The sequence below is a fragment of the Psychrobacter sp. CAL346-MNA-CIBAN-0220 genome (genome assembly GCF_040309805.1).
Lineage (GTDB): Bacteria > Pseudomonadota > Gammaproteobacteria > Pseudomonadales > Moraxellaceae > Psychrobacter.
This window is the reverse complement of record NZ_JBEOPF010000006.1, coordinates 46289-71248: the sequence shown is the minus strand read 5'-3', so window position 1 is coordinate 71248 and position 24960 is coordinate 46289. Positions and strand designations below refer to the sequence as shown.

The following is a 24960-nucleotide window of genomic DNA, read 5'->3' as shown; positions in this document are numbered from 1 at the left end:
AAACAGAGTCCTTCGAAATGCTCAGTCACTCTAACTTGAATAAGGGAAAGGTAAAGCTATGTCATTTGGCGTTGTGTTTTTAGTATTAGCTGTTGGATTCTTAGGGCTAATTACGCTGCCAAAATTACGATCACTGCTACTATCAAAGCAGCGGTCGATCGCTAAAAATATAGAACCTGACCCACAACCCGTACGCGGTGATGAATTGGATATTTGGCCATTTGCACCGATGCCTATTATGACCGATACTGAAGTGGTATTCTTTAATAAGCTCAAAAATGCTCTACCTGAATATCATATCTTTGTCCAAGTGCAGCTGTCACGTATCATCACGAGCAATAGCGAGCAAGCTTCTGAGCGTAGCTTTTGGTTTAATCGTATTTGCCGCCAAAGCGTTGATTATGTGATTGTGGATGATGATGCGCAGACCACACTGGCTGCCATTGAGCTTGATGACTGGACCCATAATAGTAAATCGCGGCAAAAGGCTGATGATAAAAAAGATAAAGCCTTAGCAAGCGCGGGTATACCTATTGTGCGTTTTCATGCTGAGCGCATGCCCAGTGCCGATATGCTTAGATATGAGTTGATACAGGTTATTGAAATCTATTAGCTCCAATATTTGACTTAATCAGATAAGCCATCTTGGTCAGTATTGACATCGGTTTGTAAAATTACTACTGGTACATAATGCTCTTTATAAGAAGCGTCTTGATAATAATAGTCTTGTGCCTGGGAGCTATCATTAGATAAATGATTATCAAGCCAATGACCCATTGGCACTTTCATAAAATATAACCCTTGTTGCAGAGATGCTAAATTAGGCGATATTTTATCGTTACTGTTAACGCTATTGTTTTCTGGGTATTCGCAGTCATAAAAATTGCGCTGAGTAAACCACTCAATATAATGTGCCCGGCGGATATCAGTAATACCAGCAAGTGGCCCTGTGGTATTATCAAAATTATTGACGTGATTCTGATTTTGAGTAAGTTCAGGGCTAGAGTGGTCATCAATATTGTTTTGATTATTGGAAGCCGCCAGCCAATAATGCATGGGGAAACTCGGTGCCAGCCAGTCAGGATAAATAAAGTTAACGGTAGTCACTGGCAAGAAAAAATGCCCTTTGATCACCGCATAACGCTTATCAATTTTGACTTGCCCGTGATTCTCAGTGTCTACCCACACAGTACAAAATTGCTTGGTTTGCATGTGGGTCATCTTACGCTGTAAATTATCATTAGAATTGATCCCAACCCAATTCACAGGCGCAAAGGGTGCTGAACCCATAAAAAACTTAATCGCCAGTTCCCAATGTTCCGTTAACTTCTCCCGATGATTATATAAAATTAAATCCAGCTCACCGGTGGTTTGCTTACCGCAAAATAATTGTACATTATTTGCGAGCATCTCATAAGGATGCAGTCCATGCGCATAGCCGTCTGTCAACCAAAATGATAACAGTCCCTCAAAGTGAAAGCCTAAACGATTGGGACTTGGTCGCTTAAGTAAATAGCGCGTGAGTTCTTGATAAGCGCTAGTGGTATCAAGTTCATTTAAACGTTCGCGATAGGCAGCAAATTGCGCTTGCCAAAAGTCAGTATTATGCACTGCAATCGTTGGTGTATCTTGATGTGGTACAAAGTCTAGCCACTTTGTCAAGACGTCGGGGCAGGACAATACATACGCCAAATCGCGAACATAAGGGCGCTGGTATTCTTCCCATGGGGCGTTATATTTGACAGTAGAGTTTCTAAGAGTAGAAGATGAATGAGAGGTAGGCTCGGTCATAGGTTGAACCTTAACGAATATATAAATACCCTAACGGCTTAATAAGTAAAAGTCTATAAGCAGTTATAGTGTTTACAAACGAATCATGAATGATCTGTTAGCACAAGAAATTTTAGACTCAGTTGACAAAATTTGTTTTTTGCCTATAATTTTTTAAATGATATAATTTTTATGGATATAATATGAAATACCTTTTACAAATTGACTTTCCACATAGCGGACCTTTCGGCAGTAAGTTCTTTAACGAGATGAAAGAACTTGCTGAAGATATCGCTACAGAAAAGGGTTTGGTCTACAAACTATGGACGGAAAATGAAGAAACTAAGGAAGCAGGTGGCATTTATGTATTTGATAACTTAAATGATGCCAATAAGTATTTATCAAAACACACTAAAAGACTAGAGTCTTTTGGGTTTACAAATATAAAAGCAAAAACATTTAAAATTAATGAAGAACTCAGCGCAATTTGCAAAGCGAGTTTTTAGTTGCAAGCTTAGGACAAGCTGAAATATAGGTATAGATGTTCTATGTTTCTTCTCTGTCTCCAGAAATTTTTACGACCGCGCGGCTATATTGTATAATATTACCTATAGCTGCATAGATTAATATCGAAAGCATTGAACATAAAAAAAGGTCAGTCATTGATAACAATGACTGACCTTTTTCTGTACTAACATGTTTGGTCGGAACGGCAGGATTTGAACCTGCGACCACTACACCCCCAGTGTAGTGCGCTACCAGACTGCGCTACGCCCCGAATGACTGACTATTTTACGCAAAATCGCACATATTGCAAGGGTTAATTATTTCTCGAATCTGCAAATAGATTTTACTGACCATAATCAGTCCCGCTTATTACCAATTAACCTTAACCCAAGAGCTCTTTTAGGATTTGGTTAACTTGCTGCGGATTGGCGCTACCGCGACTGGCTTTCATCACTTGACCAACCAAACCGTTAAAGGCTTTTTCCTTACCGCCGCGATATTCTTCAACCATAGCTGCATTGTTAGCGATAACCTCTTCAACGATAGCTTTAATAGCGCCCGTATCGGTTTCTTGCTTAAGGCCTTGGGCTTCAATGATTTGATCAGCAGCATCATCAGTATCACCACCAGCGCGTTCATATAGTGCACTAAAGACTTTTTTAGCAAGCTTCCCTGATAGGGTATCGTCAAAGAGTCGTTTAAGCATGCCAGCCAATTGCTTGGCACTGATTGGTGAATCGGTAATTTCTTTATCGTCTTTATTCAGTGCGCCCAGTAGATCACCCATTACCCAGTTAGCTGAGATTTTAGCGTGCTGCTGACCAACTTCGTTGACCACCGCTTCAAAATAATCAGCAAGCTGACGGCTACCGGTTAAGATACGGGCATCGTATTCTGATAGTTCAAGCTCATTCTCTAACCGTGCGCGGCGGGCAACCGGTAGCTCAGGCATGGCGGCTCTAATCGTATCAACCGTATGCTGCTCAATGCGCACAGGCAGCAAGTCAGGGTCAGGGAAATAACGATAGTCGTTAGCGTCTTCTTTGGTACGCATAACGCGAGTTTCGTCCTGCTCAGGATCATAAAGCATCGTCGCTTGCACGACTTGACCACCTTCTTCGATAATATCAATTTGACGCTCAATTTCACGATTGATAGCACGTTCAATATTGCGAAATGAGTTCAGGTTTTTCAGCTCAGTACGCGTACCAAGCGGCGCACCAGGTTTACGTATCGAGACGTTACAGTCGCAGCGGAATGAGCCTTCCGCCATGATAGCGTCTGAAATACCCAGCCAAGTAACCAATTGATGAATGGCTTTGATATAAGCCAAAGCTTCATATGCTGAGCGCATATCAGGCTCTGAGACAATCTCAATCAACGGTGTACCCGCACGGTTAAGATCAACGCCCGTCATACCATTAACCGCATCATGTACAGATTTACCCGCATCTTCTTCTAAGTGAGCGCGAGTAATGCCCATGCGTTTAGGGTATTCATTTTTCTCTCCTTCATTGACCACGACATCAATATGACCACGACCAACGATAGGATTGGCCATTTGGGTGATTTGATAGCCTTTTGGCAAATCAGGGTAAAAGTAGTTTTTACGGTCAAAAGTATTAAAGAGTCCCAGCTCAGCATTAACGCCTATGCCAAATTTTAGCGCACGTTCTACTACGCCAATATTGAGGACAGGCAAAACGCCTGGCAATCCTAAATCGACGATGCTGGCCTGAGTATTCGGCTCATGACCAAAGTCAGTCGGTGCGCTAGAAAATATCTTGCTGTCGGTATTAAGTTGACAGTGAACCTCGATACCAATGACGACTTCATAACCATCAACCATCAAATCAGTACGGACGCTCTCGGCCGCAGTTGTGGTTACAGCGTTATTGTCAGTATCAGTTATAGCAGTTACTGCGTTCATTATACCGTCTCCTTGGCGATGGCAGAGTGTTGTAAATGATGATCGGTATGCTGTTGGAACAAATGCGCGGTAGTAAGCAACTGGCTTTCTTGCCAATGCTGGCCGATAAGTTGCAGACCAACAGGTAAACCCTCAGAGGTAAAGCCTACTGGCTGACTAAGGGCAGGCAAACCTGCAAGATTGACACCAATGGTATAAACATCGCCCAAATACATCGTAGCAGAGTCTAAATTTTCGCTAAGCTTATAGGCGGGTGTTGGCGCGGTTGGACTGGCAATCAGATCACAATCCGCAAAGGCATTATCAAAGTCTTTAATAATCAAGCGGCGTATCTTTTGTGCTTTGGTGTAATAAGCATCAAAGTAACCCGCAGAGAGGGCATAAGTGCCCATTAATATACGGCGCTGTACTTCAGGGCCAAAGCCTTCCGAGCGTGAGCGCGTGTATAAGTCGATTAAGTCTGTTGGATTTTCACAGCGATAACCAAAACGCACCCCATCAAAGCGCGATAAGTTTGAAGACGCCTCAGCAGGTGCCAGCATGTAATAAGTCGCAAGGGTAATCTCAGGATCAGTAATATTGACTTCTACGATCGTCGCACCAAGTTCCTCATATTGCTGTAAGGCCGCACGTACCACTTTATCGACTTCCGGATGAAGACCTTTACCGAAGTATTCTTTGGCAACCCCAATACGCAGACCAGCGAAAGGCTTATCGCCTGCTTGCGCCTCGGCTTCGTTGATGTCTTGAACATAGTTAGGAATATCATATTTGATACAAGTGGCATCACGTGGATCATGACCGGCCATCGGCTGTAATAGATAAGCACAATCTTTGGCGCTGCGTCCCATACTACCCGCTTGATCAAGGCTTGACGCATAAGCAATCATGCCAAAACGTGACACTCGGCCATAAGTGGGCTTAATACCGGTCAAGCCACAAAATGATGCTGGCTGACGAATAGAGCCACCGGTATCACTGCCAGTCGCTACTGGAATAAAACCTGCTGCCACTGCCGATGCGCTACCACCTGATGAGCCACCAGGAACGCGTTCAAGGTCCCATGGATTATGTACCGCACCATAATACGAGCTGCCATTATCCGAACCCATGGCAAACTCATCCATATTGAGTTTGCCCAGGCTAATCATACCCGCTTTATCGATATTGGTGACGATAGTGGCATTATAGGGTGAGACGAAGTTATGCAGCATTTTGGAGCCGCAGGTGGTCAGTACCCCTTGGGTACAAAAGATATCTTTATGCGCCATTGGCACACCAAGCAGCGGTCGCATATCACCTTGCGCGCGCATCTCATCCGCCGCTTGTGCTTGGGCACGTGCGGTCTCAGAAGTGTGAGTAATAAAGCTATTAATCTTGCTATCTAAAGCATCAATCCGCTTGATAAAATGTTCGGTCAGCTCAAGGCTACTGAATTTTTTGTCTTGTAAGCCCGTGACCAGCTGCTGGGTACTTAAATAATGAAGTTCAGACATAAGGGGTCGTCCGTCAAAATGTTAATTGCGTAAAGCAAGAAAAAGCCTACAGTGACTTTCACGCTATTGGGTAAAATTCGCTTGGTAAAAGTTATTCAATCACTTGTGGCACTAGATATAAACCTTGCTCAACGGCTGGCGCAACCGACTGATTACGCTCACGATTGATATCGTGTTTGGCAACGTCAGCGCGCAGATCTTGGCAGGCTTCATGAATATTAGCTAATGGGGTCAGATCAGTGGTATCGACGCCAGCTAAGGTATGCATTAAGGTTAATACCTTGCTGATGTCATTAGCATAACTATCAGCCGTATCTTCATCAACACCTAGCCGGGCCAGGTTGGCAACTTCTAGGATTTCTTGGCGGCTGACGTTACTGTCAGTCGCGGGCGTTTGCTGTGACATAATTTCTCCAGTGCAGGACAGTTTTTGTTAGAGTGGGCGCATATGAGTAATCAATGGTTTATTATAAAGCATCTGTCCCAAGTTTACAGAGCATCGGGGGCGAATACTGCACAATCATAAATAAGTAGAACATGCTGGTTTAGTTATGTATTTACTATCAACTACTTACCTATTATGTTGTTAAATGCGTTACAGTAACGCCACGCACCTGAGCAAGAGCATCGCCTTAATGTGAAATTTTATGGTACGTAAATAAAAATGGCAATGTGCACTATTTTAATCGCTATACTAAATGCTAGTAACCTAAGATGTGACTTCTTGCTAACGACTACAGAGCGCTAGGTTTTAAATAGCTATGTTATTTTTGAGCTAAGTCGGTATAATTTAGCTCAATTTTGCCACCTCATTATTATGGGTTAGATTCGGATTATCATGCTGGCAAGTTTGGGCCATTATAGCGTTAAATGCCGACCTACTCATCGCTGACGAGTCAAATCTCAGTTCAGTTACCTCATTCGCCTTATTTGTAAGACGCTGGATATATTAGTCATGAACCCGTTTGGATTTTTATCAAATAATATCGCAATAGACCTTGGCACTTCAAACACCTTAATCTTTATTCCTAATAAAGGCGTGGTGCTTAATGAGCCTACCGTGGTCGCTCTACGTAGTAATCGTACGCAAAACCCTACAGTTGCTGCGGTTGGCGTTGAGGCCAAAAAAATGCTGGGTCGTACCCCTGCCAATATCACCGCTATTCGTCCGTTAAAAGACGGTGTAATTGCTGATTTTGAAGTAACGCAACAAATGCTCAAGCATTTTATTGCCAAAGCAAAAGCCAAACGTTTTATGGTGCGGCCGAACGTAGTAGTTTGTGTTCCTTGTAAGTCAACCCTAGTTGAGCGTAAAGCCATTCGGGTGGCGATTTCATCGGTGGGCGCTAACAGGGTATTTTTATTAGAAGAGCCGATGGCAGCAGCGCTTGGTGCAGGCTTACCAGTCCATGAAGCCAGTGGTTCTATGGTCGTTGATATCGGTGGCGGTACTACTGAGATTGCAGTTATTGCCTTGTCAGGCTGTGTTTATGCTGATTCGATTCGTATCGGCGGCGATACATTAGATGAGGCTATCATTACCCATATACGCCGTACTCATGGTTGTGTGATCGGTGAGACTACGGCTGAGCGCATTAAGCAAGAAGTGGGCTCAGCACTGGCTAGCTCAACGCCTACTGAAGGCAACCTACTAGAGGTAGAAGTCCGTGGTCGTAGTATGGCAGAAGGGGTTCCAAAAACCTTTAGTGTCAACTCAGAAGAGATTCAACAAGCATTAAGCGACCCATTAGCGGGTATCGTTAACGCGGTAAAAGCTGCTCTTGAGCAGATAGCACCTGAGTTGTCATCAGATATTGCTGAGCGTGGTATTGTTTTGACTGGTGGCGGTGCGCTGTTACATGATTTAGATAAGCTCATCTCAAAAGAGATAGGTCTACCGGTCACTGTAGCAGAAGATCCACTTACTTGCGTCAGTCGTGGTAGTGGGATAGCGCTAGACTTTATCAATAATAAACGTCTAAATATGATTTTTGTATAAGCGTTTACTACCAATGTCCGATGCTTTTAACCCCAGCCTTGGGTTCCGATCAGATTAGATACCTTATGACCCCAAGTATTTTTACCCGTCAGCCATTATCACTTCGTAAAACTACTATCGTCTTAATAGTGGCATTAATACTGATATGGGTTGATAGCAAAAATCCAGAATGGTTTGAGCCCATACGTCAGACTAGCCACGCTGCAATGCAGCCTATTTATCAGTTTTCTTTACTGCCAAGCTATACTGAGCGTTGGATCAGTAGCAGTACGCGGTCCAAAGAAGCGCTGCGCCGCGAAAATATACAACTAAAGTCACAGCTGATTCATGCGCAAGCGAAGCTGCAGCAGCAAGATTATATCTTGGCCCAAAACGCGCGTCTGCAAGGTATTTTATCAACCACCAAACCAGAACAGTTTGATCTGACTTTAGCACAAGTTATTGGTACCGATACCAACTTACTTAAGCAGATTGTCGTTATTAACAAAGGCGAGCAAGGCGGGGTTCAAGTTGGGCAGACTGTCATCGATGAAGATGGTATTTTAGGTCAAATTATCAATGTTTACCCCAATACCAGCCGCTTATTATTGATTACTGATGAACAGCAATCAGTGGCAGTGACGGTTAAACGTACGGGACAACGCGCTATTGTTACCGGCGCGGGCATTCCTACTTCTCTACGTCTTAATTATGTATTTAAGACCTCAGATGTACGCGTTGGTGATGAGCTAATTTCCTCGGGTTTAGGGGGACGTATTCCGGCAGGCTATCAGGTTGGACGTATTGCTCGTATTAAGGACCCACAAGCAGCGGATAACTTCAGAAGTATCGAGGTGACGCCAGCAGCCAATTTTATTGACAACGCTTACGTCCTTATTCTCCAAGATAAGACAGTACGTGCTGATCTTAAATAGCTATCATTAGCGCTAACGAACACAAATAACTCTGATATCGTTATCGTATCACCGGGTCAGAACTTATCAGATAATACGGTCACTGCGACCTTTTTGGCAGCTTATCTTGTCTATCTCTATATAAAGTTTAATTAGTGACTGCTAAATAATTGTTAAGGCACCCATTTATGGCACATTTCAACTCTGAGCCAACAATTAGCCTGTTGCTGAGCACGATTATCGTAAGCTTTGTGGTTGCCTCATCGCTGAACGTCTATCCATTAAGTCCGGATATGGCGATCCTGCGGCCCATGGTGCTAATGATGGTGCTGATATTTTGGTTGTTATTTCAGCCACGTTATGTCGGGGTCTTTAGCGCTTTTACTGTTGGTATTATCGCTGACTTACTGATGGATACGCGCCTTGGCCAGCAAGCTTTCGCTGCCGTAGTGGTCGCGTTAGTGCTTAGCATCAGTCGCATTTATATTAAGCCGTTAAATATTGCTAGTGCCTGGTTATTAGCAACACTAGGACTGGTGGTCTTTCAGTTAAGTTTATGGATGTTACAGCTGATGACGCAAAGTATATTCGTGGCACAATCTAGTTTACCCTTATTAATGAGCATCCTAAGTTGGCCGCTAGTACTATTAGTTCTACGTAGATTTATTCAATCTCACATTCAGTAAAAGAAGAGAATAGTTATGGATATCATATTGGCTTCTGGTTCACCGCGTCGCCGTGAGCTGCTCGCCAACGCCACGCTTGATTTTAGCATTATGAGCGTCGATATTGATGAAACGCCAGACGATGATGAGCACCCAAAAGATTATATCCAGCGTATGGTTGCTAGCAAAGCCGCCGCCGCCATTGCTCAGTTAAATTTGGATTATAAAAACGATAAGGCTCAGCTGCCCAAACTTTCTATATCACTTAACACACCATTTATGATTTTGACCGCTGATACCATCGGCGTATTACCGGATGGTAAGACCGTTTTAGTCAAACCGACAGACCGTGAGCATGCGTATAGTATGTGGCAGCAGATGTCTGATAATACCCATCAAATATGGACCGCCGTACAAGCGACGCAAGTCATGCTATCGTCTGCGGATAAATCTGATAAGGGTCTACAATCAGTATGGCAGCAGCAAATTATTGAACGTACTGAAGTAAGCTTTGTACCTTTAACCTTAGACATGATGGTAGCTTATTGGAATAGTGGTGAGCCTGCTGATAAAGCGGGCGGTTATGCGATCCAAGGCTTAGCTGCGGCATGGGTAACGCATATTCAGGGTAGCTATACTAATGTGGTTGGTCTACCGTTGGCGCAAACACTGGCTCTGATTACCGAGGCAACCAACCATCACAGAGATGATGATTGGTAAATGAAGGTGACAGTAAAAACTTGCCGTATGAAAGGGTCATAATATAAGTTACCCCATAAACAGACACATAATGACACGGCCGGTTCATGGGCAAGGGCTAGGTAGATTTGCTACACTGCAAGTCCACAAAGTACTCAATTCATAAGAAAAATCTGAGCGATAAGAGAAGAAACACTATGTCTGAAGAGCTGCTGATTAATGTCAGTCCAATGGAATCCCGTGTAGCAGTTTTAGATAATGGTGTGTTGGGCGAGATTTATATTGAGCGCCATCATAAGCTGGGTTTAGTGGGTAATATCTACTTGGGTATTGTGGTGCGCGTATTACCAGGCATGCAGGCTGCCTTTGTCGATATTGGTCAGTCACGAACGGCGTTTTTGCATGTCAATGATATGCAGCGTGAACCACGTCCGCCAGTGATAAGCAATAATGGTAGTAATAAATCTGCTGGTAAGCCTGATAAAGAGATGAATGATGATAACGGTGCCAATACCGCCATTACTAGCGCAGCTGCTGCTGATTTAGCAATGTCCCCGCAAGTTACTGAAATAGTGCCTGTAGCTACTAAGACCTTAATCCAACATCGCTTGCATGAGAGTCAACGTATTTTAGTACAAGTGACCAAGGATCAATTGGGTAGTAAAGGCGCACGCTTGACCACCAATATTTCACTGCCATCACGTTATTTGGTTTATTTGCCATCGAGCGATCATATCGGTATTTCTCAACGTATTGATAGCGAGGAAGAGCGCACACGTCTAAAGACAGAGCTCAATAGCCTAATGCAAACCGTCAATCTCCAAGGTGGTCTGATTGCCCGTACTGCCGCTGAGCGCGTGCCAATCGATAAGCTTGAAGAGGATATTTATTATCTCTTACAGCTTTGGCGTACTATTTGTGCACGAAGACAAGAAATCAAACATCATCAAAGCTCTGAGCTTATTTACCAAGAGCTGTCATTACCACTACGCTCCATTCGTGACTTGGTACATGCGAACACCGAAAAAGTCATTGTCGATAATTTACAGATCTATGAGCAAATACAGATTTTTGCTAAAGAATTTGTGCCATTTATTTATGATCGCATCGTGCATTATACTGCTGATCAGGCATTATTTGATGTACACCGGGTTGAAGAAGACTTACGTGATGCGCTTAAACGCCGGGTGGATCTAAAATCTGGCGGCTACCTCATTATTGACCAAACTGAAGCCATGACTACCATTGATGTCAATACCGGTTCTTTTGTCGGTGCGCGTTCATTGGAAGATACGGTTTACAAAACCAATTTAGAGGCGACGCATGCTATTGCTCGCCAATTGCGTTTACGTAACTTAGGTGGCATCATCATTCTTGATTTTATTGATATGCTCGAACAACAGCATAAGGATGACGTGCTTGCAAGTTTACAAGAACAGCTGACGCAGGATTATGCCAAGACTAATATCACTCAAGTTAGTGAGCTGGGCTTGGTTGAGATGACTCGTAAACGTACTCGCGAGTCGCTAGGCCAACAGCTATGTGAGCCGTGCTCAACCTGTCAAGGGCGCGGCTTTGTCAAAACTGCTGAAACTGTCAGTTTTGAGATATTCCGTGAGATTATGCGTTGTGCTCGTACTTATAATTCACCGAAGAAGTTCACGGTCGTCGCTCATGCTGCCGTTATTGATTTATTATTAACTTCAGAAGCGGATACGGTAGCAGATTTGGAGTACTTGCTGGGGCGCGTGATTACTTTTGAAGTTGAAAACTTATATACCCAAGAGCAATACGATATTGTTCTAGACTGATTGCTGATTAATTAAAGCCAAGTTCTCTATTTATGAATACTAGCCTTAAGTGTGGTTAATTGAAGACTTAATGTATAACAGGCTCATAAGCGTCTCCAATATTGGCCTTGCAATCACTAAAATACTCTGTATAATATGAACCACTGAATTATATGAGCGCGGCTAAGTAAACAGCCTGCGCTATGACAGCTAGAGCATCGTTTCTAGCACTATTTCATATGCCTTTGCTACTTTCCAATTAATAGGAGAGTCGGCTGGGCTTTAAACTATTTTGCTTTTAGCACGCTACTGGTTCTGATAAAGAATATGAAGCCGCTCAAAGTAAATCTTTAACCAAACGGCTTTTGGTCATCCACTTGCAGTGCAAGAGTGACCAAAGCACATATTAGGAGCTTGCTGGCATGGCTAACCAGAGAATCCGTATCCGACTCAAATCTTTTGATCATCGATTGATTGATCAGTCGGCACAAGAGATTGTCGATACTGCAAAGCGCACTGGTGCGCAAGTTTGTGGTCCTGTACCGTTGCCGACTCGCATTGAGCGCTTCAACGTCCTAACCTCGCCACACGTCAATAAAGACGCTCGTGATCAGTACGAAATCCGTACTCACAAGCGCATGGTTGATATTGTTCAGCCTACTGACAAAACTGTGGATGCGTTAATGAAGTTAGACTTAGCGGCGGGCGTTGACGTTCAAATTGCTTTGGGCTAATGCACATTAAACGCCCAATCCATTAATAGAAGATATAAAGAGGTTAAAAATGGCGATTGGTTTAGTCGGTAAAAAATGCGGCATGACCCGTGTCTTCACTGAAGCAGGCGCATCTATCCCTGTAACAGTGATTGAGGTCGATACAAACCGCATTACTCAAGTAAAAAATACTGATATAGATGGCTATCAAGCTATTCAAATTACCACAGGTACCCGTCGTGACAGCCGCGTAACAGCCGCACAAAAAGGTCACTTCGCAAAAGCTGGCGTTAAAGCCGGTCGTGGTGTTTGGGAATTTCGTGCCAATGAAAGCGACCTTGAAGGGCGTGAAATTGGTGGTGAGATCCTAGCTGACCTATTTGAAGAAGGTCAGATGGTTGATGTCACAGGACAGAGTAAAGGTAAAGGCTTTCAAGGCGGCGTAAAGCGTCATAACTTTAGCATGCAAGATGCCACCCATGGTAACTCAGTGTCTCACCGTGCCATTGGTTCAACTGGTCAAAACCAGTCACCAGGTAAAGTGTTCAAAGGCAAAAAGATGCCAGGTCAGATGGGTAACAAGCGTGTCACCGTTCAAGGCCTAGAAGTGGTTTCGGTTGATGCCGAAAAAGGGTTACTTGTCATCAAGGGTGCTATCCCAGGTGCCACCGGTGGCGATGTTATCGTACGTCCGTCAGTCAAAGCCTAAGCAAGGGGATTAACGTGGATTTAAAAACAGTTACAGGTGCGGCGGTTGAGCTTTCTGATACGGCTTTCGGTCGTGAATTCAACGAAGCATTAGTGCATCAAGTCGTCACTGCATATCTTGCTGGTGCTCGTCAAGGTACACGTGCACAGAAAACTCGTGCCGAAGTTTCTGGTGGTGGCATTAAGCCATGGCGCCAAAAAGGTACTGGTCGCGCTCGTGCAGGTTCTATTCGTAGTCCAATCTGGCGTGGTGGTGGTCGTGCATTCGCGGCAAAACCACAAGACTGGTCACAGAAAGTTAACCGCAAAATGTATCGCGGCGCTATGCAGTGTATTCTAGCCGAATTAGTACGTCAAGAACGTCTAATCTTGGTCGAAGAATTGAGTATTTCTGCACCTAAGACCAAAGAGCTGATCGCAAAGTTAAGTGAATTGAATGCACCTCGTGCACTAATCGTCACTAAAGAAGTTGATGAAAATTTATACTTAGCCGCCCGCAATATTCCACATGTCAATGTACTTGGTACAAATGAAGTGGATCCAGTGAGTTTGATCGCTTATGACAAAGTGATCATGTCAGTCGAAGCTGCGAAACAATTTGAGGAAGCACTAGCATGAATAACGCAAGACTTTATCAGGTCTTAAGAGGACCTGTATTCTCAGAAAAATCTCAGATGCTCGGTGACTCATTTGGTGTGCAAGTATTCAAAATTGATACTAATGCGACTAAGCTTGAAGTCAAAAAAGCAGTTGAGCTGATGTTTGAAGGTGTTGAAGTTATGAAAGTAAACACTTTGAACGTTAAAGGTAAGACAAAGCGTTTTGGTAAGAGCATTGGCCGTCGTAATGATTATAAAAAAGCCTATGTCACCTTAAAAGCTGGTCACGATGTACAAATGGCTGATGCTGGTGAGGACGTAGCTGATACTGCTGCCTCTACTAGTGAAACAGCGAACAACGAATAAGGATAACACTCATGCCTATCGTAAAAGCAAAGCCAACATCACCAGGCCGTCGTTTTGTTGAAAAAGTAGTGCATCCACACCTTTATAAAGGTCGTCCGTTTGCAGCACTTGTCGAATCAAAAAGTAAGTCAGGTGGTCGTAACAACAATGGTCGTATCACTACTCGTCATGTTGGCGGCGGTCATAAGCAACACTATCGTATTATTGACTTCAAACGTACTAAAGACAATATTCCAGCAACGGTAGAGCGTATTGAATACGATCCTAACCGTACTGCACATATTGCCTTACTTAAGTATGCTGATGGCGAACGTCGTTACATTATTGCTCCTAAAAAGCTAGCTGCTGGTGATACAGTACATTCAGGTGAAGCATCTCCAATTCGCCCAGGTAACTGTCTACCACTTAAAAATATCCCATTGGGTACTGTGATCCATAATATCGAGCTTAAAATCGGTAAAGGCGCACAGATGGCTCGTTCAGCGGGTGCAGCCGTTCAGTTATTAGGTCGTGACGGTATTTACGCAATTATTCGTATGCGTTCAGGTGAAACTCGCCGCGTACACGTTAATTGTCGCGCTGTTATTGGTGAAGTTTCTAATACTGAAAATAACTTGAAATCACTTGGTAAAGCGGGTGCTTCACGTTGGCGTGGTATTCGTCCTACTGTTCGCGGTGTGGCGATGAACCCAGTTGATCACCCACATGGTGGTGGTGAAGGTCGTAACAAAGGTCGCCATCCAACTAGCCCTTGGGGTCAGAAGTCTAAAGGACTCAAGACGCGTCACAATAAGCGTACTGACAGTATGATCATCCGTCGCGCCAAGAAGAAGAAATAAAGGAAGAATTTCATGCCTCGTTCATTGAAAAAAGGTCCATTCATTGATGCGCATTTGTTTGCTAAAGTTGAGAATGCATTAGACACCAACTCACGCAAACCCATTAAAACTTGGTCGCGCCGCTCGATGATTCTGCCCCAAATGGTTGGCTTAACTTTATCTGTTCACAACGGCCGTACACACGTACCGGTTATCGTGAGCGAACAGATGGTTGGTCATAAACTAGGTGAATTTGCTCCGACTCGTACGTATCGTGGTCATGGCATTGACAGAAAAGCTAAGAAATAAGGTGCTCACCATGGAAGTAACTGCAAAATTACGCGGTGCCGCCATTTCGGCACAAAAAGTTAGACTCGTTGCTGATGAAGTTCGTGGCAAATCTATTGAACGTGCTTTGGATATCCTAACGTATAGCAATAAAAAAGGCGCTGTATTTGTTAAGAAATGCCTTAACTCAGCCATCGCCAATGCCGAACATAATCACGGCTTAGATATTGACGACCTAAAAGTCGGCACTATTTACGTTGATGAAGGCATTACGCTAAAGCGTATCCTACCACGTGCCAAAGGTCGCGCTGATCGTATCAGCAAGCGTACCTGTCACATCACTATAAAGGTAGGGGAATAAGTTATGGGTCAAAAAGTACATCCAATCGGAATTCGTCTTGGTGTTGTAAAAAAGCATAACGCAAACTGGTATGCTAGCCCTAAACAATACTCAGAATACCTCATCAACGACATTCAAGTTCGTGAATATCTACGCAAAAAGCTAGATAACGCTATGATCAGCAACATCATGATCGAGCGTCCTACTGGCGCCGCTAAAATTACCATCGCCACTGCGCGTCCTGGTATCGTTATCGGTAAAAAAGGCGAAGATATTGAAAGACTTCAAAAAGAATTGACCAAAATTATGGGCGTACCTGCTCAGGTTAATATTGAAGAAATCACGTCACCTGACCTTGATGCTCGTCTGGTAGCAGACGGCATTGGTAGCCAGCTTGAACGCCGTGTTATGTTCCGCCGTGCCATGAAGCGCGCCGTACAAAACAGCATGCGTTCTGGTGCTAAAGGTATTAAAGTTGAGCTGTCTGGCCGTCTTGGCGGTGCTGAGATTGCTCGTACTGAATGGTACCGTGAAGGTCGTGTGCCACTGCATACGCTACGCGCTGATATTGACTATTCATCAGTACGTGCGGAAACTACTTACGGCACCATCGGTGTAAAAGTTTGGATTTTCCGTGGCGAAATTCTTGACGGTATGAACAGCGTATACAATCCCGTCAACGAAGAGAAGCCTCGTGCGCCAAAACGCCGTGGTCGTGGTGGAAACCGTCGAAACTCAGACAGAGGTTAAACTATGTTACAGCCAAAACGTACCAAGTTTCGTAAAATGCACAAAGGTCGTAACACTGGGCTAGCTCATCGTGGAAGCACCGTTGCATTCGGACAAATTGGTCTAAAATCTTTGACTCGCGGTCGTATGACAGCGCGTCAAATTGAAGCGGCACGTCGTACCATCACTCGTAAAATTAAGCGTGGTGGTAAAATCTGGATCCGCGTCTTCCCTGACAAACCTATTTCTAAGAAACCATTAGAAGTACGTATGGGTAAAGGTAAAGGTCCGGTAGAATATTGGGTATGCGAAGTCAAACCTGGTAAAGTGCTATATGAACTCGAAGGGGTCTCAGAAGAGCTTGCTCGTGAAGCTTTGACGCTTGCTGCGGCAAAACTGCCCTTTAAAACTACCATTGTTAAGCGGACGATAATGTAATGAAGATCAGTGAATTACGTGATAAATCATTAGAAGAACTGACCCAGTTACTTGATGAAAAGCAACTTGATGCTTTCCGTATTCGTATGGCTAAAGCAACCGGTCAGTTGGGAAATACCCATGAAGTCAGAGGCAATCGTCGTACGATTGCTCAGATTCAGACTTTGATTAACGAGAAACAACGAGGCGACTCATGAGCGATAACAATCAAGAAACTCAACATGTTAGCGTATTGACAGGACGAGTTGTTAGCGACAAGATGGACAAGTCCATCACGGTTTTGATTGAGCGTCTGGTTCGTCATCCTTTGTATGGCAAGCAGCTTCGTCGTTCTACTAAAATCAAAGCCCATGATGAGAATAATGTTTGCCAACAAGGCGACCTTGTACGCATCAAAGAAACGCGTCCAATTTCAAAAACTAAAGCATGGACTTTAGTTGATGTGATTGAAACAGTAGAAAAAATCTAAGTAAATTGCATTAAAAGTCAGAAGCTGTTAAAATAACCGCCTTTTTAGGGATGCTGATTGCGCCGAGCGTATATCACTCACATTAAGAGTAAAGTGCGGTTATTTTTATTAAATGCCGCCTACTCATACTGTGCTAGCGGCAGCAAATGGTTTTTATTGCCCATACGTGTGGAGTAACGCTATGATTCAGGTCGAGTCAATGCTGGAAGTTGCAGATAATAGCGGTGCAAGACGAGTTCAGTGCATTAAAGTACTGGGTGGTTCTCATCGTCGTTATGCATCAGTTGGCGACATTATTAAAGTAACGGTTAAAGAAGCCATTCCTCGCGGTCGTGTTAAAAAAGGCGATGTGATGAATGCAGTAGTTGTACGTACCAAAAAAGGCGTTCGTCGTCCTGATGGTTCTGTGTTACGTTTTGATGACAATGCTGCGGTATTGTTGAACCAAAATAAAGCACCGATTGCAACTCGTATTTTTGGACCGGTAACTCGTGAACTACGTGGTGATCAGTTTATGAAAATTGTATCCCTAGCACCAGAAGTATTGTGAGGTAACCCATGACAAAATTACGAAAAGGCGATACAGTCGTTGTGATTGCTGGTAAAGATAAAAGCAAGCAAGGTACTGTCCAAGCCGTAAAAAATGATCGCATCAAAGTTGAAGGCATTAATATTGTCACTAAACATCAGAAGCCAAATCAGGCAACTGGCGTTGAAGGTGGCATTCTTAAGCAAGAAGCTTTTCTGCATATTTCAAACGTCGCAATTCTAAATGCGCAAACCCAAAAAGCAGACCGTATTACTTACCAATTTAGCGAAGACGGCAAAAAACAGCGCGTTTATCGTTCAAATGGTGAAGTCGTGGCGACTGCGTAAGACACTAAGGGTGTAATGGTAATGGCAAGATTAAAAGCTTTATATAACAATGAACTAAAGCAACAGATCAAAGAAGAACTTGGTTTAGCTAACGTGATGCAAGTGCCTAAAATCACTAAAATCACACTTAATATGGGTGTGGGCGGCGCGTCTCAAGACAAGAAATTGCTTGAAGGTGCTGTAGCTGACATGACTGCGATTGCTGGTCAAAAACCTGTAGTCACCAAAGCGCGTAAATCAATCGCTGGCTTTAAGATTCGTGAAGAATGGCCAATTGGTTGTAAAGTAACGCTACGCGGTGAGCAAATGTACGAATTTTTAGATCGTCTCATTGCCATTGCGATTCCTCGTGTTCGTGACTTCCGCGGTTTTTCACCTAAAGCCTTTGATGGACGTGGTAACTACTCATTGGGCATTAAAGAACAAATCGTATTCCCAGAAGTAGACTTTGACAAGATCGATCGTATCCGCGGTATGGATGTGACTATCACCACGTCAGCTGGTACTGATGATGAAGGTCGTGCGTTGCTCAAAGCATTCGGCTTCCCATTTAAATAAGGTAAAGACGTTATGGCAAAAAAGAGCATGATTAACCGCGAATTAAAGCGCGAAAAAATGGTTGCTAAATACGCTGATAAGCGTATTAAGCTAAAAGAAACCATCGGTGATATGAATGCAAGTGATGAAGAGCGTATGAACGCGATGTTAGAGCTACAAGCCCTACCACGCAATTCATCGCCAGTACGTCTGCGCAATCGCTGTGCTATCACTGGTCGTCCTCATGGTTACTTCCGTAAGTTTGGCTTATCACGCAATATGCTGCGTGAGCGAGTCATGCAAGGTGATGTACCTGGTGTTCGTAAAGCAAGCTGGTAAGGAGTAACTACATGAGTATGCAAGATACCGTTGGGGATATGCTAACCCGTATTCGTAACGCACAAATGGCTAATAAAGTATCCGTAGCTATGCCAAGCTCAAAACTACGTAAATCAATCGCTGATCTATTAGTAAGCGAAGGTTATGTAGCTAGTGCTGTTGTTAATCCAGAAGATAACAACAAAGCAACGCTATCTATCGAACTAAAATACTTCGAAGGCAAAGCTGTCATCGAAACCATTCAACGTTTTAGCCGTCCTGGTTTACGCCAGCATCGCGGTAAAGACGCTATCCCTACTGTTAAGCAAGGTATGGGTGTTGCTATCGTATCTACCAGCCAAGGTATCATGAGCGATCGTGCTGCCCGCGCTGCTGGAATTGGTGGTGAAATCGTTGCGTTTGTTGCTTAAGGCAGCGTGATGATAAAGTTTATTTGTACTCTGTTAAGCTTATGATAAATCTTTATAAGATTGACATAAGCTTGTAATTCACTGAATATCTAGCAATTTGTATAAAATTGGTTGATGTTTAACGGGGTCAATTATGCTAAACTAGCAGGCTTTTTAGCCTGTTAGTTTTTTCGCTAATATAAGTCGTTAATTTTTTTAAGGAATATTCCTATGTCTCGTGTGGCTAAAGCCCCAGTGACGCTGCCAAACGGCGTAAGCGTTACTTTGAACGATCGGCAGGTCGAAGTGAAAGGCAAGAACGGCAATATGTCTTTACGCCTGCATGCATTGGTCGAGCTGAAACAGGAAGATGATGCTATTATTCTCTCACCTACAGTCGATTCAAAAGAAGCCATGATGCACACTGGCACCATGCGCGCTCTATTAAACAATTATGTTTTAGGCGTGACCGAAGGCTTTGAAAAACGTCTTCAATTAATTGGTGTTGGTTATCGCGCGCAAGCTACTGGTAATAAAGTAACCTTAAACGTTGGTTACTCACATCCAGTAGAATATACGCTACCTGAAGGTGTGTCAGCTGAAACCCCAACGCAAACTGAAATTGTTTTAAAATCAAACAATAAACAGCAGCTTGGTCAAGCAGCGGCTAATATCCGTGGTTTCCGTCCACCAGAGCCTTATAAAGGCAAAGGTATTCGTTATAGCGACGAACGTGTGGTTCGCAAAGAAGCTAAGAAAAAATAAGGTGAGTTGAAATGTTTGATAAAAAAGCAGCTCGTCTGCGTCGAGCTAAGAAAACCCGTGCACATATCCGTTTTTTAGGCGTTCATCGTCTAACGGTTAATCGCACACCAAAGCACATCTATGCCCAGATTATCTCTCCGAACGGTGGTGAAGTGATCGCTCAGGCATCTACCTTAGACGGCAGCTTGCGCTCAGGCGCGACTGGCAACGCTGATGCAGCGACGTCTGTAGGCCAAATGATCGCAGAACGCGCAAAAGCAGCTGGCATTACTAAAGTTGCCTTTGACCGTAGTGGTTTTAAATATCATGGTCGAGTAAAAGCTTTAGCTGAAGCAGCTCGCGAAAATGGACTGGAGTTTTAATCATGGCTAGAAATGATAAAAATGATAAAAATGACCAAACAGACGGTCTGGTAGAACGCCTTGTTACCGTTGATCGCGTTGCAAAAGTGGTCAAAGGCGGTCGTATTTTCTCTTTCACTGCGTTAACCGTAGTGGGCGATGGCAATGGCCGTGTTGGTTTTGGTCGCGGTAAAGCACGTGAAGTGCCAGCTGCTATCCAAAAAGCTTTAGAAGCTGCTAAACGTAATATGATTACGGTTGAGCTTAATGATGCAACTTTGTATCATCCGATCAAAGCACGTCATGGTGCAAGTAAAGTCTACATGCAGCCTGCATCTGAAGGTACTGGCGTAATCGCTGGTGGCGCAATGCGTGCGGTATTAGAAGTTGCTGGTGTCAAAGATGTTTTGACTAAATGTTATGGTTCTACCAACACTGCTAACGTTGTACGTGCAACGTTTAACGGTTTACGTGATATGTCAACTCCAGAAAAGATGGCAGCTAAACGTGGTAAATCTGTAGACGAAATTTTGGGCTAACTTAGACTAGGCGAGTTACGATGAAAACAATGAAAGTCACTCAATTAAAATCAGGTGCCCATCGCCTCAAGAGCCACAAAGCGAGCTTGAAAGGATTGGGTTTACGCCGAATTAATCATACTGTTGAAGTTGAAGATACTCCATCAACTCGTGGTATGGTCAATCGCGTTAACTACATGGTAAAAGTGGAGGAAGCGTAATGGGACTTAGATTAAATGAATTATCACCAGGTGTTGGCGCGAAAAAAACCGCCCAACGTCGTGGTCGTGGTATCGGTTCAGGTCTTGGTAAAACAGGTGGCCGTGGTGTAAAAGGTCAAAAATCACGTTCAGGTTCTGGTATTCGTACAGGATTTGAGGGTGGCCAAATGCCTTTATTCCGCCGTCTACCAAAATTTGGCTTTACCAGTAAAATGGCAATGACGACTGCAGAAGTCCGTTTGTCTGAACTGAATAAAGTTGAAGGCGATGTGGTCAGCGTTGAAACATTAAAAGCCGCTAACATTATCCGTCATGATATGAAGCGTGCTCGTATTATCTTGTCAGGCGATGTCACTAAAGCTTATACTTTTAAAGGTATTAAAGTGACTAAAGGCGCTAAGCAAGCAATCGAAGCTGCTGGTGGTAGCATCGAGGAGTAGTATCGTGTCAAAACAATCAATGTCATCGGCTGGTATTCCGCTAAACCCTTTTGCCTTCATACGTAAGTATGATGAACTGTGGTCGCGTTTGCTGTTTTTAATCGGCGCATTGATTGTTTATCGTTTAGGGTCGCACATTCCGGTACCCGGTATTAATCCGGTCAATCTGGCAGACTTATTTTCGCGTAATGAAAATACTATCTTGAGTATGTTTAATATGTTCTCAGGTGGTGCGCTTGAGCGTATGTCTATCATGGCGCTTGGCATCATGCCGTATATTTCAGCGTCAATTATTGTACAGATGATGTCAGCGGTATTACCGTCGCTTGAAGCACTCAAAAAAGAGGGTGAAGCGGGTCGACGTAAGCTTAATAAGTATACCCGTCAAGGGACGCTTGCTTTGGCCTTGGTACAGTCGTTAGGAATGTGTGCCGGTCTGATCAGTCAGAATCTGACCTTGTCTTCCGGTCTTACCTTTTATATTCCGGCGGTTACCTCTTTGGTAGCCGGCGCTATGTTCTTAATGTGGCTTGGTGAGCAAATTACAGAGCGTGGCGTGGGTAATGGTATTTCGATGCTGATTTTTGCCAGCATTGTGGCTGGTATGCCCGGCATGATTTCGCAATCTATTGAACAGGTCAGTCAAGGTCAAATGAACTTGATTGTGCTATTTATCTTTATCGTACTAGGAGTCGCGGTTACTGCCGGTATCGTCTATATTGAACGTGCCCAGCGCCGTGTTCCCGTAAACTATGCTCAAAAGCAACAACAAGGCCGCAAAATTTACGCTCAGCAGCAGTCACATTTGCCGCTGAAAATTAACATGGCAGGGGTTATCCCTGCTATTTTTGCAAGCTCATTGTTGTTATTTCCAGCAAGTTTAGGACAGTGGGTCGGGCAGTCAACAGACCCCACTTTTGTACAAAAGATATTACAAAATATGGCTCTAGTGTTGTCCCCCGGGCAGCCGCTGTATTTAGTTCTGTTCGGTGCGATGATTATCTTCTTTTGCTATTTTTATACGGCATTGGTTTTTAGTCCCCGCGAAGTTGCCGAAAACCTTAAACGTAGTGGTGCGTATATTCCAGGTATTCGCCCCGGACAACAAACTCAGCGTTATCTTGACCATGTATTAAATCGACTGACCTTTATTGGCGCAATATACATGACGGTTATTTGTTTAATGCCAATGGTCATCCAGTCAGCATTTGGTGTGCCGTTTAACTTAGGTGGTACGTCGTTACTGATTATGGTGGTTGTGGTAATGGACTTCATCTCGCAAATCCAAGCGCATTTGATGACCCACCAATATCATGATCAGACATTAATTCAGTCGCCCACTCAGTCTTAAATGAGCGGTGTGATATCTCAAGGAGCATGCGATGAAAGTTCAAGCATCAGTTAAGAAAATTTGTGGTAGCTGTAAAGTTGTACGACGTAAAGGCCGTGTGCATATCATTTGCACGGCAGAACCTCGTCACAAACAGCGCCAAGGTTAGTCATTAAGTAGAATAGGGCCGTTTGCCTATACTATAATGTGAATTAATACTTGAAAAACAATGGCGGATGCGATATCATCCGCCACTTGCCGTAGTTTATACTAAAACCTTTACCACTTGATTTTATAAGCCAGCTTGCTTAGCGAGCTTGGATTATGATGATAGGGCTAACGGAAGAGGTATTAACAGCAATGAATCTGAAGAATAATGTGCTGTTTTTAACAATAGTGCTTATTTTTCTTTAATGGAGAGAAATCAATGGCTCGTATTGCCGGTGTTAACATTCCGGATAATAAGCATGCTGTTATTTCACTAACTTACATCTTTGGTGTAGGTCGTACGACTGCTAAGAAAATTTTAGAAGCAGTTAGTATTGCCCCTACCACTAAAATCAGTCAGTTAGATGATACACAGTTAGATGCTATCCGTGCACAGATTGCAAATTACATGACCGAAGGTGACCTTCGTCGTGAGGTTTCAATTAATATCAAGCGTTTGGTTGATTTAGGCTGTTATCGTGGTATTCGCCATCGTCGTAACTTGCCTGTAAATGGCCAGCGTACGAAAACGAATGCGCGTACTCGTAAGGGTCCACGTAGAGCAATCAAAAGATAATTAACTTAGGAAGCTAAAAGATGGCAAAAGACACTCGTAGTCGCAAGAAGGTGACTCGTCGTTCAGTATCGGAGGGCGTCGCCCATATCCATGCGTCTTTTAATAACACCATTGTTACGATTACCGATCGTCAAGGTAATGCTTTGGCTTGGGCCACTTCAGGTGGACAAGGCTTCCGTGGTTCACGTAAATCTACACCATTTGCAGCCCAGGTTGCAGCTGAAGTCGCTGGTAAAGCGGCCCAAGAATATGGTGTTAAGAATATCGATGTTTTGGTCAAAGGACCAGGACCGGGTCGTGAGTCTGCGGTAAGAGCACTAGGTGCGTTGGGTTATAAAGTTAACAGTATCTCTGATGTAACCCCAATCCCACACAATGGTTGCCGTGCGCCGAAAAAGCGCCGCGTCTAATATTAAAGACGAAGCTTTTTATTTTAAAAGCTTACAGGAGACATGAATATGGCCCGCTATATTGGACCAAAACTTAAATTATCACGCCGCGAAGGTACAGACTTAGGCCTTAAGTCTGGTGTTAAACCTTATGACGTGAAAACGAAAAAAGCTGGCCGTCCGCCTGGTCAACACGGCGTTAGCCGTAATAAGACCTCAGAATATGCTCTACAGCTGCGTGAAAAGCAGAAAGTTAAGCGTATTTACGGCGTACTTGAGCGTCAGTTTGCAAACTACTATAAAGAAGCTGCTCGTAAACGTGGTGCTACTGGTGAAAACCTATTAGCCATGTTAGAGAGCCGCCTAGATAACGTGGTATATCGCATGGGCTTTGGCTCAACTCGCGCCGAAGCACGTCAGCTAGTCAGTCATCGTACTGTTATGGTAAAAAAAGCCGGCCGTGATGAGTTTGTTCGTGTGAACATTCCTTCAATTCAGCTGCAAGATGGTGATGTCATCGCTATCCAAGAGAAGTCTCGCGAACAACTGCGTATTAAAAACGCAATTGAACTGGCCACCCAACGTGGTATTCCAGAATGGCTAGATGTTGATCACAGCAAACTACAAGGCACGTTTAAACAAGCGCCTGATCGTATTGATCTACCTGCTGAAATCAACGAAAGCTTGATCGTTGAGCTGTACTCTAAGTAACTGACGTTACGACTGATGTTAATACTGATATCAATAAATATTGATATCAGTAAATAATATTAGTAAATATAAATAACGTTAATTAAACCAGTTAAATAAATCG

General features: G+C 43.7%; 37 protein-coding genes and 1 tRNA gene. 33 read left to right on the top strand and 5 right to left on the bottom strand.

What is annotated here, in order from left to right:
* The first annotated feature begins 58 nt into the window (after window positions 1–58).
* Window positions 59–613, top strand: a complete 555-nt coding sequence (locus AAEY88_RS11505; RefSeq protein ID WP_350562513.1) for a DUF2726 domain-containing protein — start codon at window positions 59–61, stop codon at window positions 611–613.
* A gap of 14 nt (window positions 614–627) precedes the next feature.
* Here the strand turns inward: AAEY88_RS11505 and AAEY88_RS11500 are convergent, their stop codons facing one another.
* A complete protein-coding gene (locus AAEY88_RS11500; protein WP_350562511.1) occupies window positions 628–1791 on the bottom strand; it encodes a DUF1853 family protein in 1164 nt (387 codons plus the stop codon).
* Window positions 1792–1973: 182 nt separating this feature from the next.
* On the opposite strand from AAEY88_RS11500, the gene AAEY88_RS11495 reads away from it, so the two are divergent.
* Complete coding sequence (locus AAEY88_RS11495) at window positions 1974–2276, top strand: monooxygenase (RefSeq protein WP_350562509.1); 303 nt, start codon at window positions 1974–1976, stop codon at window positions 2274–2276.
* 195 nt (window positions 2277–2471) lie between these two features.
* Here the strand turns inward: AAEY88_RS11495 and AAEY88_RS11490 are convergent.
* From AAEY88_RS11490 to gatC, 4 genes are all read right to left on the bottom strand, one after another.
* Window positions 2472–2548, bottom strand: a tRNA-Pro gene (locus AAEY88_RS11490).
* 111 nt (window positions 2549–2659) lie between these two features.
* Window positions 2660–4126, bottom strand: a complete 1467-nt coding sequence (gene gatB / locus AAEY88_RS11485; protein WP_350562620.1) for an Asp-tRNA(Asn)/Glu-tRNA(Gln) amidotransferase subunit GatB — start codon at window positions 4124–4126, stop codon at window positions 2660–2662.
* An 80-nt stretch (window positions 4127–4206) separates the two neighbouring features.
* Window positions 4207–5703, bottom strand: coding sequence for an Asp-tRNA(Asn)/Glu-tRNA(Gln) amidotransferase subunit GatA (gene gatA, locus AAEY88_RS11480; protein WP_350562507.1), 1497 nt, complete (start codon window positions 5701–5703; stop codon window positions 4207–4209).
* Window positions 5704–5794: 91 nt separating this feature from the next.
* Entirely contained in the window at window positions 5795–6109 is a 315-nt protein-coding gene (gene gatC / locus AAEY88_RS11475; RefSeq protein WP_350562505.1) for an Asp-tRNA(Asn)/Glu-tRNA(Gln) amidotransferase subunit GatC, read from the bottom strand.
* 540 nt (window positions 6110–6649) lie between these two features.
* Here gatC and AAEY88_RS11470 point away from each other — a divergent pair.
* The 31 genes from AAEY88_RS11470 to rpsD all read left to right on the top strand — a co-directional run bounded on the left by AAEY88_RS11470 (window position 6650) and on the right by rpsD (window position 24857).
* The gene (locus tag AAEY88_RS11470; RefSeq protein ID WP_407074457.1) at window positions 6650–7702 is read left to right on the top strand and encodes a rod shape-determining protein; all 1053 of its coding nucleotides are present in this window, start codon (window positions 6650–6652) and stop codon (window positions 7700–7702) included.
* Window positions 7703–7767: 65 nt separating this feature from the next.
* A complete protein-coding gene (gene mreC, locus AAEY88_RS11465) occupies window positions 7768–8616 on the top strand; it encodes a rod shape-determining protein MreC (RefSeq protein WP_350562501.1) in 849 nt (282 codons plus the stop codon).
* A 167-nt stretch (window positions 8617–8783) separates the two neighbouring features.
* On the top strand, window positions 8784–9281 hold the full coding sequence (gene mreD / locus AAEY88_RS11460) for a rod shape-determining protein MreD (RefSeq protein ID WP_350562499.1): 498 nt from the start codon (window positions 8784–8786) through the stop codon (window positions 9279–9281).
* A gap of 15 nt (window positions 9282–9296) precedes the next feature.
* A complete protein-coding gene (locus AAEY88_RS11455; protein WP_350562497.1) occupies window positions 9297–9980 on the top strand; it encodes a Maf family protein in 684 nt (227 codons plus the stop codon).
* 176 nt (window positions 9981–10156) lie between these two features.
* The gene (locus tag AAEY88_RS11450; protein WP_350562495.1) at window positions 10157–11770 is read left to right on the top strand and encodes an Rne/Rng family ribonuclease; all 1614 of its coding nucleotides are present in this window, start codon (window positions 10157–10159) and stop codon (window positions 11768–11770) included.
* A gap of 401 nt (window positions 11771–12171) precedes the next feature.
* The gene (rpsJ, locus tag AAEY88_RS11445; protein ID WP_010196670.1) at window positions 12172–12483 is read left to right on the top strand and encodes a 30S ribosomal protein S10; all 312 of its coding nucleotides are present in this window, start codon (window positions 12172–12174) and stop codon (window positions 12481–12483) included.
* A 49-nt stretch (window positions 12484–12532) separates the two neighbouring features.
* Window positions 12533–13171, top strand: a complete 639-nt coding sequence (rplC, locus tag AAEY88_RS11440; RefSeq protein ID WP_350562493.1) for a 50S ribosomal protein L3 — start codon at window positions 12533–12535, stop codon at window positions 13169–13171.
* A 14-nt stretch (window positions 13172–13185) separates the two neighbouring features.
* Window positions 13186–13788 carry a 50S ribosomal protein L4 gene (rplD, locus tag AAEY88_RS11435; protein ID WP_350562491.1) on the top strand — a complete coding sequence of 201 codons (603 nt, stop codon included), beginning with the start codon at window positions 13186–13188 and terminating at the stop codon, window positions 13786–13788.
* Window positions 13785–14135: a 50S ribosomal protein L23 gene (rplW, locus tag AAEY88_RS11430; RefSeq protein ID WP_350562489.1), complete on the top strand. Its 351-nt coding sequence runs from the start codon at window positions 13785–13787 to the stop codon at window positions 14133–14135. The genes rplD and rplW overlap by 4 nt, the downstream gene beginning before the upstream one ends.
* A gap of 11 nt (window positions 14136–14146) precedes the next feature.
* Window positions 14147–14974, top strand: coding sequence for a 50S ribosomal protein L2 (rplB, locus tag AAEY88_RS11425; RefSeq protein ID WP_350562487.1), 828 nt, complete (start codon window positions 14147–14149; stop codon window positions 14972–14974).
* Between the two features lie 12 nt (window positions 14975–14986).
* Window positions 14987–15262 (top strand): 30S ribosomal protein S19, encoded by a 276-nt coding sequence (gene rpsS / locus AAEY88_RS11420; RefSeq protein WP_021813372.1) that lies wholly within the window; start codon window positions 14987–14989, stop codon window positions 15260–15262.
* Between the two features lie 10 nt (window positions 15263–15272).
* Window positions 15273–15602 carry a 50S ribosomal protein L22 gene (rplV, locus tag AAEY88_RS11415; RefSeq protein ID WP_201556517.1) on the top strand — a complete coding sequence of 110 codons (330 nt, stop codon included), beginning with the start codon at window positions 15273–15275 and terminating at the stop codon, window positions 15600–15602.
* Window positions 15603–15605: 3 nt separating this feature from the next.
* Complete coding sequence (rpsC, locus tag AAEY88_RS11410; protein WP_350562485.1) at window positions 15606–16331, top strand: 30S ribosomal protein S3; 726 nt, start codon at window positions 15606–15608, stop codon at window positions 16329–16331.
* 3 nt (window positions 16332–16334) lie between these two features.
* On the top strand, window positions 16335–16748 hold the full coding sequence (gene rplP, locus AAEY88_RS11405; protein WP_350562483.1) for a 50S ribosomal protein L16: 414 nt from the start codon (window positions 16335–16337) through the stop codon (window positions 16746–16748).
* Window positions 16748–16945 (top strand): 50S ribosomal protein L29, encoded by a 198-nt coding sequence (gene rpmC, locus AAEY88_RS11400; RefSeq protein ID WP_010196696.1) that lies wholly within the window; start codon window positions 16748–16750, stop codon window positions 16943–16945. The genes rplP and rpmC overlap by 1 nt, the downstream gene beginning before the upstream one ends.
* Window positions 16942–17217: a 30S ribosomal protein S17 gene (rpsQ, locus tag AAEY88_RS11395; protein WP_350562481.1), complete on the top strand. Its 276-nt coding sequence runs from the start codon at window positions 16942–16944 to the stop codon at window positions 17215–17217. Before rpmC ends, rpsQ begins: the two co-directional genes overlap by 4 nt.
* A 181-nt stretch (window positions 17218–17398) precedes the next feature.
* Window positions 17399–17767, top strand: coding sequence for a 50S ribosomal protein L14 (rplN, locus tag AAEY88_RS11390; RefSeq protein ID WP_010196702.1), 369 nt, complete (start codon window positions 17399–17401; stop codon window positions 17765–17767).
* Window positions 17768–17775: 8 nt separating this feature from the next.
* Window positions 17776–18093, top strand: coding sequence for a 50S ribosomal protein L24 (gene rplX, locus AAEY88_RS11385; protein ID WP_350562479.1), 318 nt, complete (start codon window positions 17776–17778; stop codon window positions 18091–18093).
* Between the two features lie 21 nt (window positions 18094–18114).
* Window positions 18115–18651 (top strand): 50S ribosomal protein L5, encoded by a 537-nt coding sequence (gene rplE / locus AAEY88_RS11380; protein WP_350562477.1) that lies wholly within the window; start codon window positions 18115–18117, stop codon window positions 18649–18651.
* A gap of 12 nt (window positions 18652–18663) precedes the next feature.
* On the top strand, window positions 18664–18969 hold the full coding sequence (gene rpsN / locus AAEY88_RS11375; protein WP_350562475.1) for a 30S ribosomal protein S14: 306 nt from the start codon (window positions 18664–18666) through the stop codon (window positions 18967–18969).
* 11 nt (window positions 18970–18980) lie between these two features.
* Window positions 18981–19379, top strand: a complete 399-nt coding sequence (rpsH, locus tag AAEY88_RS11370) for a 30S ribosomal protein S8 (protein ID WP_350562473.1) — start codon at window positions 18981–18983, stop codon at window positions 19377–19379.
* 210 nt (window positions 19380–19589) lie between these two features.
* Window positions 19590–20123, top strand: a complete 534-nt coding sequence (gene rplF / locus AAEY88_RS11365) for a 50S ribosomal protein L6 (RefSeq protein ID WP_350562471.1) — start codon at window positions 19590–19592, stop codon at window positions 20121–20123.
* 11 nt (window positions 20124–20134) lie between these two features.
* Window positions 20135–20485, top strand: a complete 351-nt coding sequence (rplR, locus tag AAEY88_RS11360; protein WP_068034619.1) for a 50S ribosomal protein L18 — start codon at window positions 20135–20137, stop codon at window positions 20483–20485.
* Between the two features lie 2 nt (window positions 20486–20487).
* Window positions 20488–21003: a 30S ribosomal protein S5 gene (gene rpsE, locus AAEY88_RS11355; protein WP_350562469.1), complete on the top strand. Its 516-nt coding sequence runs from the start codon at window positions 20488–20490 to the stop codon at window positions 21001–21003.
* A gap of 20 nt (window positions 21004–21023) precedes the next feature.
* Window positions 21024–21203: a 50S ribosomal protein L30 gene (gene rpmD, locus AAEY88_RS11350; RefSeq protein WP_201556529.1), complete on the top strand. Its 180-nt coding sequence runs from the start codon at window positions 21024–21026 to the stop codon at window positions 21201–21203.
* Window positions 21203–21643 (top strand): 50S ribosomal protein L15, encoded by a 441-nt coding sequence (gene rplO, locus AAEY88_RS11345; protein ID WP_350562468.1) that lies wholly within the window; start codon window positions 21203–21205, stop codon window positions 21641–21643. Before rpmD ends, rplO begins: the two co-directional genes overlap by 1 nt.
* A 19-nt stretch (window positions 21644–21662) precedes the next feature.
* Window positions 21663–22994 (top strand): preprotein translocase subunit SecY, encoded by a 1332-nt coding sequence (secY, locus tag AAEY88_RS11340; protein ID WP_350562618.1) that lies wholly within the window; start codon window positions 21663–21665, stop codon window positions 22992–22994.
* A gap of 31 nt (window positions 22995–23025) precedes the next feature.
* Window positions 23026–23142 carry a 50S ribosomal protein L36 gene (gene rpmJ, locus AAEY88_RS11335; RefSeq protein WP_010196721.1) on the top strand — a complete coding sequence of 39 codons (117 nt, stop codon included), beginning with the start codon at window positions 23026–23028 and terminating at the stop codon, window positions 23140–23142.
* 258 nt (window positions 23143–23400) lie between these two features.
* A complete protein-coding gene (gene rpsM, locus AAEY88_RS11330) occupies window positions 23401–23757 on the top strand; it encodes a 30S ribosomal protein S13 (RefSeq protein ID WP_201556531.1) in 357 nt (118 codons plus the stop codon).
* 20 nt (window positions 23758–23777) lie between these two features.
* Window positions 23778–24167, top strand: a complete 390-nt coding sequence (gene rpsK, locus AAEY88_RS11325) for a 30S ribosomal protein S11 (protein ID WP_058368279.1) — start codon at window positions 23778–23780, stop codon at window positions 24165–24167.
* Between the two features lie 48 nt (window positions 24168–24215).
* Window positions 24216–24857, top strand: a complete 642-nt coding sequence (rpsD, locus tag AAEY88_RS11320; RefSeq protein ID WP_010196731.1) for a 30S ribosomal protein S4 — start codon at window positions 24216–24218, stop codon at window positions 24855–24857.
* The last annotated feature ends 103 nt before the right edge of the window (window positions 24858–24960 follow it).

Bases quoted from the DNA above. Each gene is read 5' to 3' on its own strand.
- rpsE (WP_350562469.1), top strand. From the start codon at position 20,488: ATGGCTAGAAATGATAAAAATGATAAAAATGACCAAACAGACGGTCTG.
- rplR (WP_068034619.1), top strand. From the start codon at position 20,135: ATGTTTGATAAAAAAGCAGCTCGTCTGCGTCGAGCTAAGAAAACCCGT.
- rpsN (WP_350562475.1), top strand. From the start codon at position 18,664: ATGGCAAAAAAGAGCATGATTAACCGCGAATTAAAGCGCGAAAAAATG.
- rplO (WP_350562468.1), top strand. From the start codon at position 21,203: ATGGGACTTAGATTAAATGAATTATCACCAGGTGTTGGCGCGAAAAAA.
- rplN (WP_010196702.1), top strand. From the start codon at position 17,399: ATGATTCAGGTCGAGTCAATGCTGGAAGTTGCAGATAATAGCGGTGCA.
- rplV (WP_201556517.1), top strand. From the start codon at position 15,273: ATGGAAGTAACTGCAAAATTACGCGGTGCCGCCATTTCGGCACAAAAA.
- rpsC (WP_350562485.1), top strand. From the start codon at position 15,606: ATGGGTCAAAAAGTACATCCAATCGGAATTCGTCTTGGTGTTGTAAAA.
- gatA (WP_350562507.1), bottom strand. From the start codon at position 5,703: ATGTCTGAACTTCATTATTTAAGTACCCAGCAGCTGGTCACGGGCTTA.
- AAEY88_RS11450 (WP_350562495.1), top strand. From the start codon at position 10,157: ATGTCTGAAGAGCTGCTGATTAATGTCAGTCCAATGGAATCCCGTGTA.
- AAEY88_RS11500 (WP_350562511.1), bottom strand. From the start codon at position 1,791: ATGACCGAGCCTACCTCTCATTCATCTTCTACTCTTAGAAACTCTACT.
- mreC (WP_350562501.1), top strand. From the start codon at position 7,768: ATGACCCCAAGTATTTTTACCCGTCAGCCATTATCACTTCGTAAAACT.
- rplP (WP_350562483.1), top strand. From the start codon at position 16,335: ATGTTACAGCCAAAACGTACCAAGTTTCGTAAAATGCACAAAGGTCGT.
- rpsQ (WP_350562481.1), top strand. From the start codon at position 16,942: ATGAGCGATAACAATCAAGAAACTCAACATGTTAGCGTATTGACAGGA.
- rpsM (WP_201556531.1), top strand. From the start codon at position 23,401: ATGGCTCGTATTGCCGGTGTTAACATTCCGGATAATAAGCATGCTGTT.
- rpsH (WP_350562473.1), top strand. From the start codon at position 18,981: ATGAGTATGCAAGATACCGTTGGGGATATGCTAACCCGTATTCGTAAC.
- rpmJ (WP_010196721.1), top strand. From the start codon at position 23,026: ATGAAAGTTCAAGCATCAGTTAAGAAAATTTGTGGTAGCTGTAAAGTT.
- AAEY88_RS11495 (WP_350562509.1), top strand. From the start codon at position 1,974: ATGAAATACCTTTTACAAATTGACTTTCCACATAGCGGACCTTTCGGC.
- rpmD (WP_201556529.1), top strand. From the start codon at position 21,024: ATGAAAACAATGAAAGTCACTCAATTAAAATCAGGTGCCCATCGCCTC.
- mreD (WP_350562499.1), top strand. From the start codon at position 8,784: ATGGCACATTTCAACTCTGAGCCAACAATTAGCCTGTTGCTGAGCACG.
- gatC (WP_350562505.1), bottom strand. From the start codon at position 6,109: ATGTCACAGCAAACGCCCGCGACTGACAGTAACGTCAGCCGCCAAGAA.
- rpsS (WP_021813372.1), top strand. From the start codon at position 14,987: ATGCCTCGTTCATTGAAAAAAGGTCCATTCATTGATGCGCATTTGTTT.
- rpsJ (WP_010196670.1), top strand. From the start codon at position 12,172: ATGGCTAACCAGAGAATCCGTATCCGACTCAAATCTTTTGATCATCGA.
- rplC (WP_350562493.1), top strand. From the start codon at position 12,533: ATGGCGATTGGTTTAGTCGGTAAAAAATGCGGCATGACCCGTGTCTTC.
- rplB (WP_350562487.1), top strand. From the start codon at position 14,147: ATGCCTATCGTAAAAGCAAAGCCAACATCACCAGGCCGTCGTTTTGTT.
- rplE (WP_350562477.1), top strand. From the start codon at position 18,115: ATGGCAAGATTAAAAGCTTTATATAACAATGAACTAAAGCAACAGATC.
- rpmC (WP_010196696.1), top strand. From the start codon at position 16,748: ATGAAGATCAGTGAATTACGTGATAAATCATTAGAAGAACTGACCCAG.
- rplX (WP_350562479.1), top strand. From the start codon at position 17,776: ATGACAAAATTACGAAAAGGCGATACAGTCGTTGTGATTGCTGGTAAA.
- gatB (WP_350562620.1), bottom strand. From the start codon at position 4,126: ATGGTTGATGGTTATGAAGTCGTCATTGGTATCGAGGTTCACTGTCAA.
- AAEY88_RS11455 (WP_350562497.1), top strand. From the start codon at position 9,297: ATGGATATCATATTGGCTTCTGGTTCACCGCGTCGCCGTGAGCTGCTC.
- secY (WP_350562618.1), top strand. From the start codon at position 21,663: ATGTCATCGGCTGGTATTCCGCTAAACCCTTTTGCCTTCATACGTAAG.
- rplW (WP_350562489.1), top strand. From the start codon at position 13,785: ATGAATAACGCAAGACTTTATCAGGTCTTAAGAGGACCTGTATTCTCA.
- rplF (WP_350562471.1), top strand. From the start codon at position 19,590: ATGTCTCGTGTGGCTAAAGCCCCAGTGACGCTGCCAAACGGCGTAAGC.
- AAEY88_RS11505 (WP_350562513.1), top strand. From the start codon at position 59: ATGTCATTTGGCGTTGTGTTTTTAGTATTAGCTGTTGGATTCTTAGGG.
- rpsD (WP_010196731.1), top strand. From the start codon at position 24,216: ATGGCCCGCTATATTGGACCAAAACTTAAATTATCACGCCGCGAAGGT.
- rpsK (WP_058368279.1), top strand. From the start codon at position 23,778: ATGGCAAAAGACACTCGTAGTCGCAAGAAGGTGACTCGTCGTTCAGTA.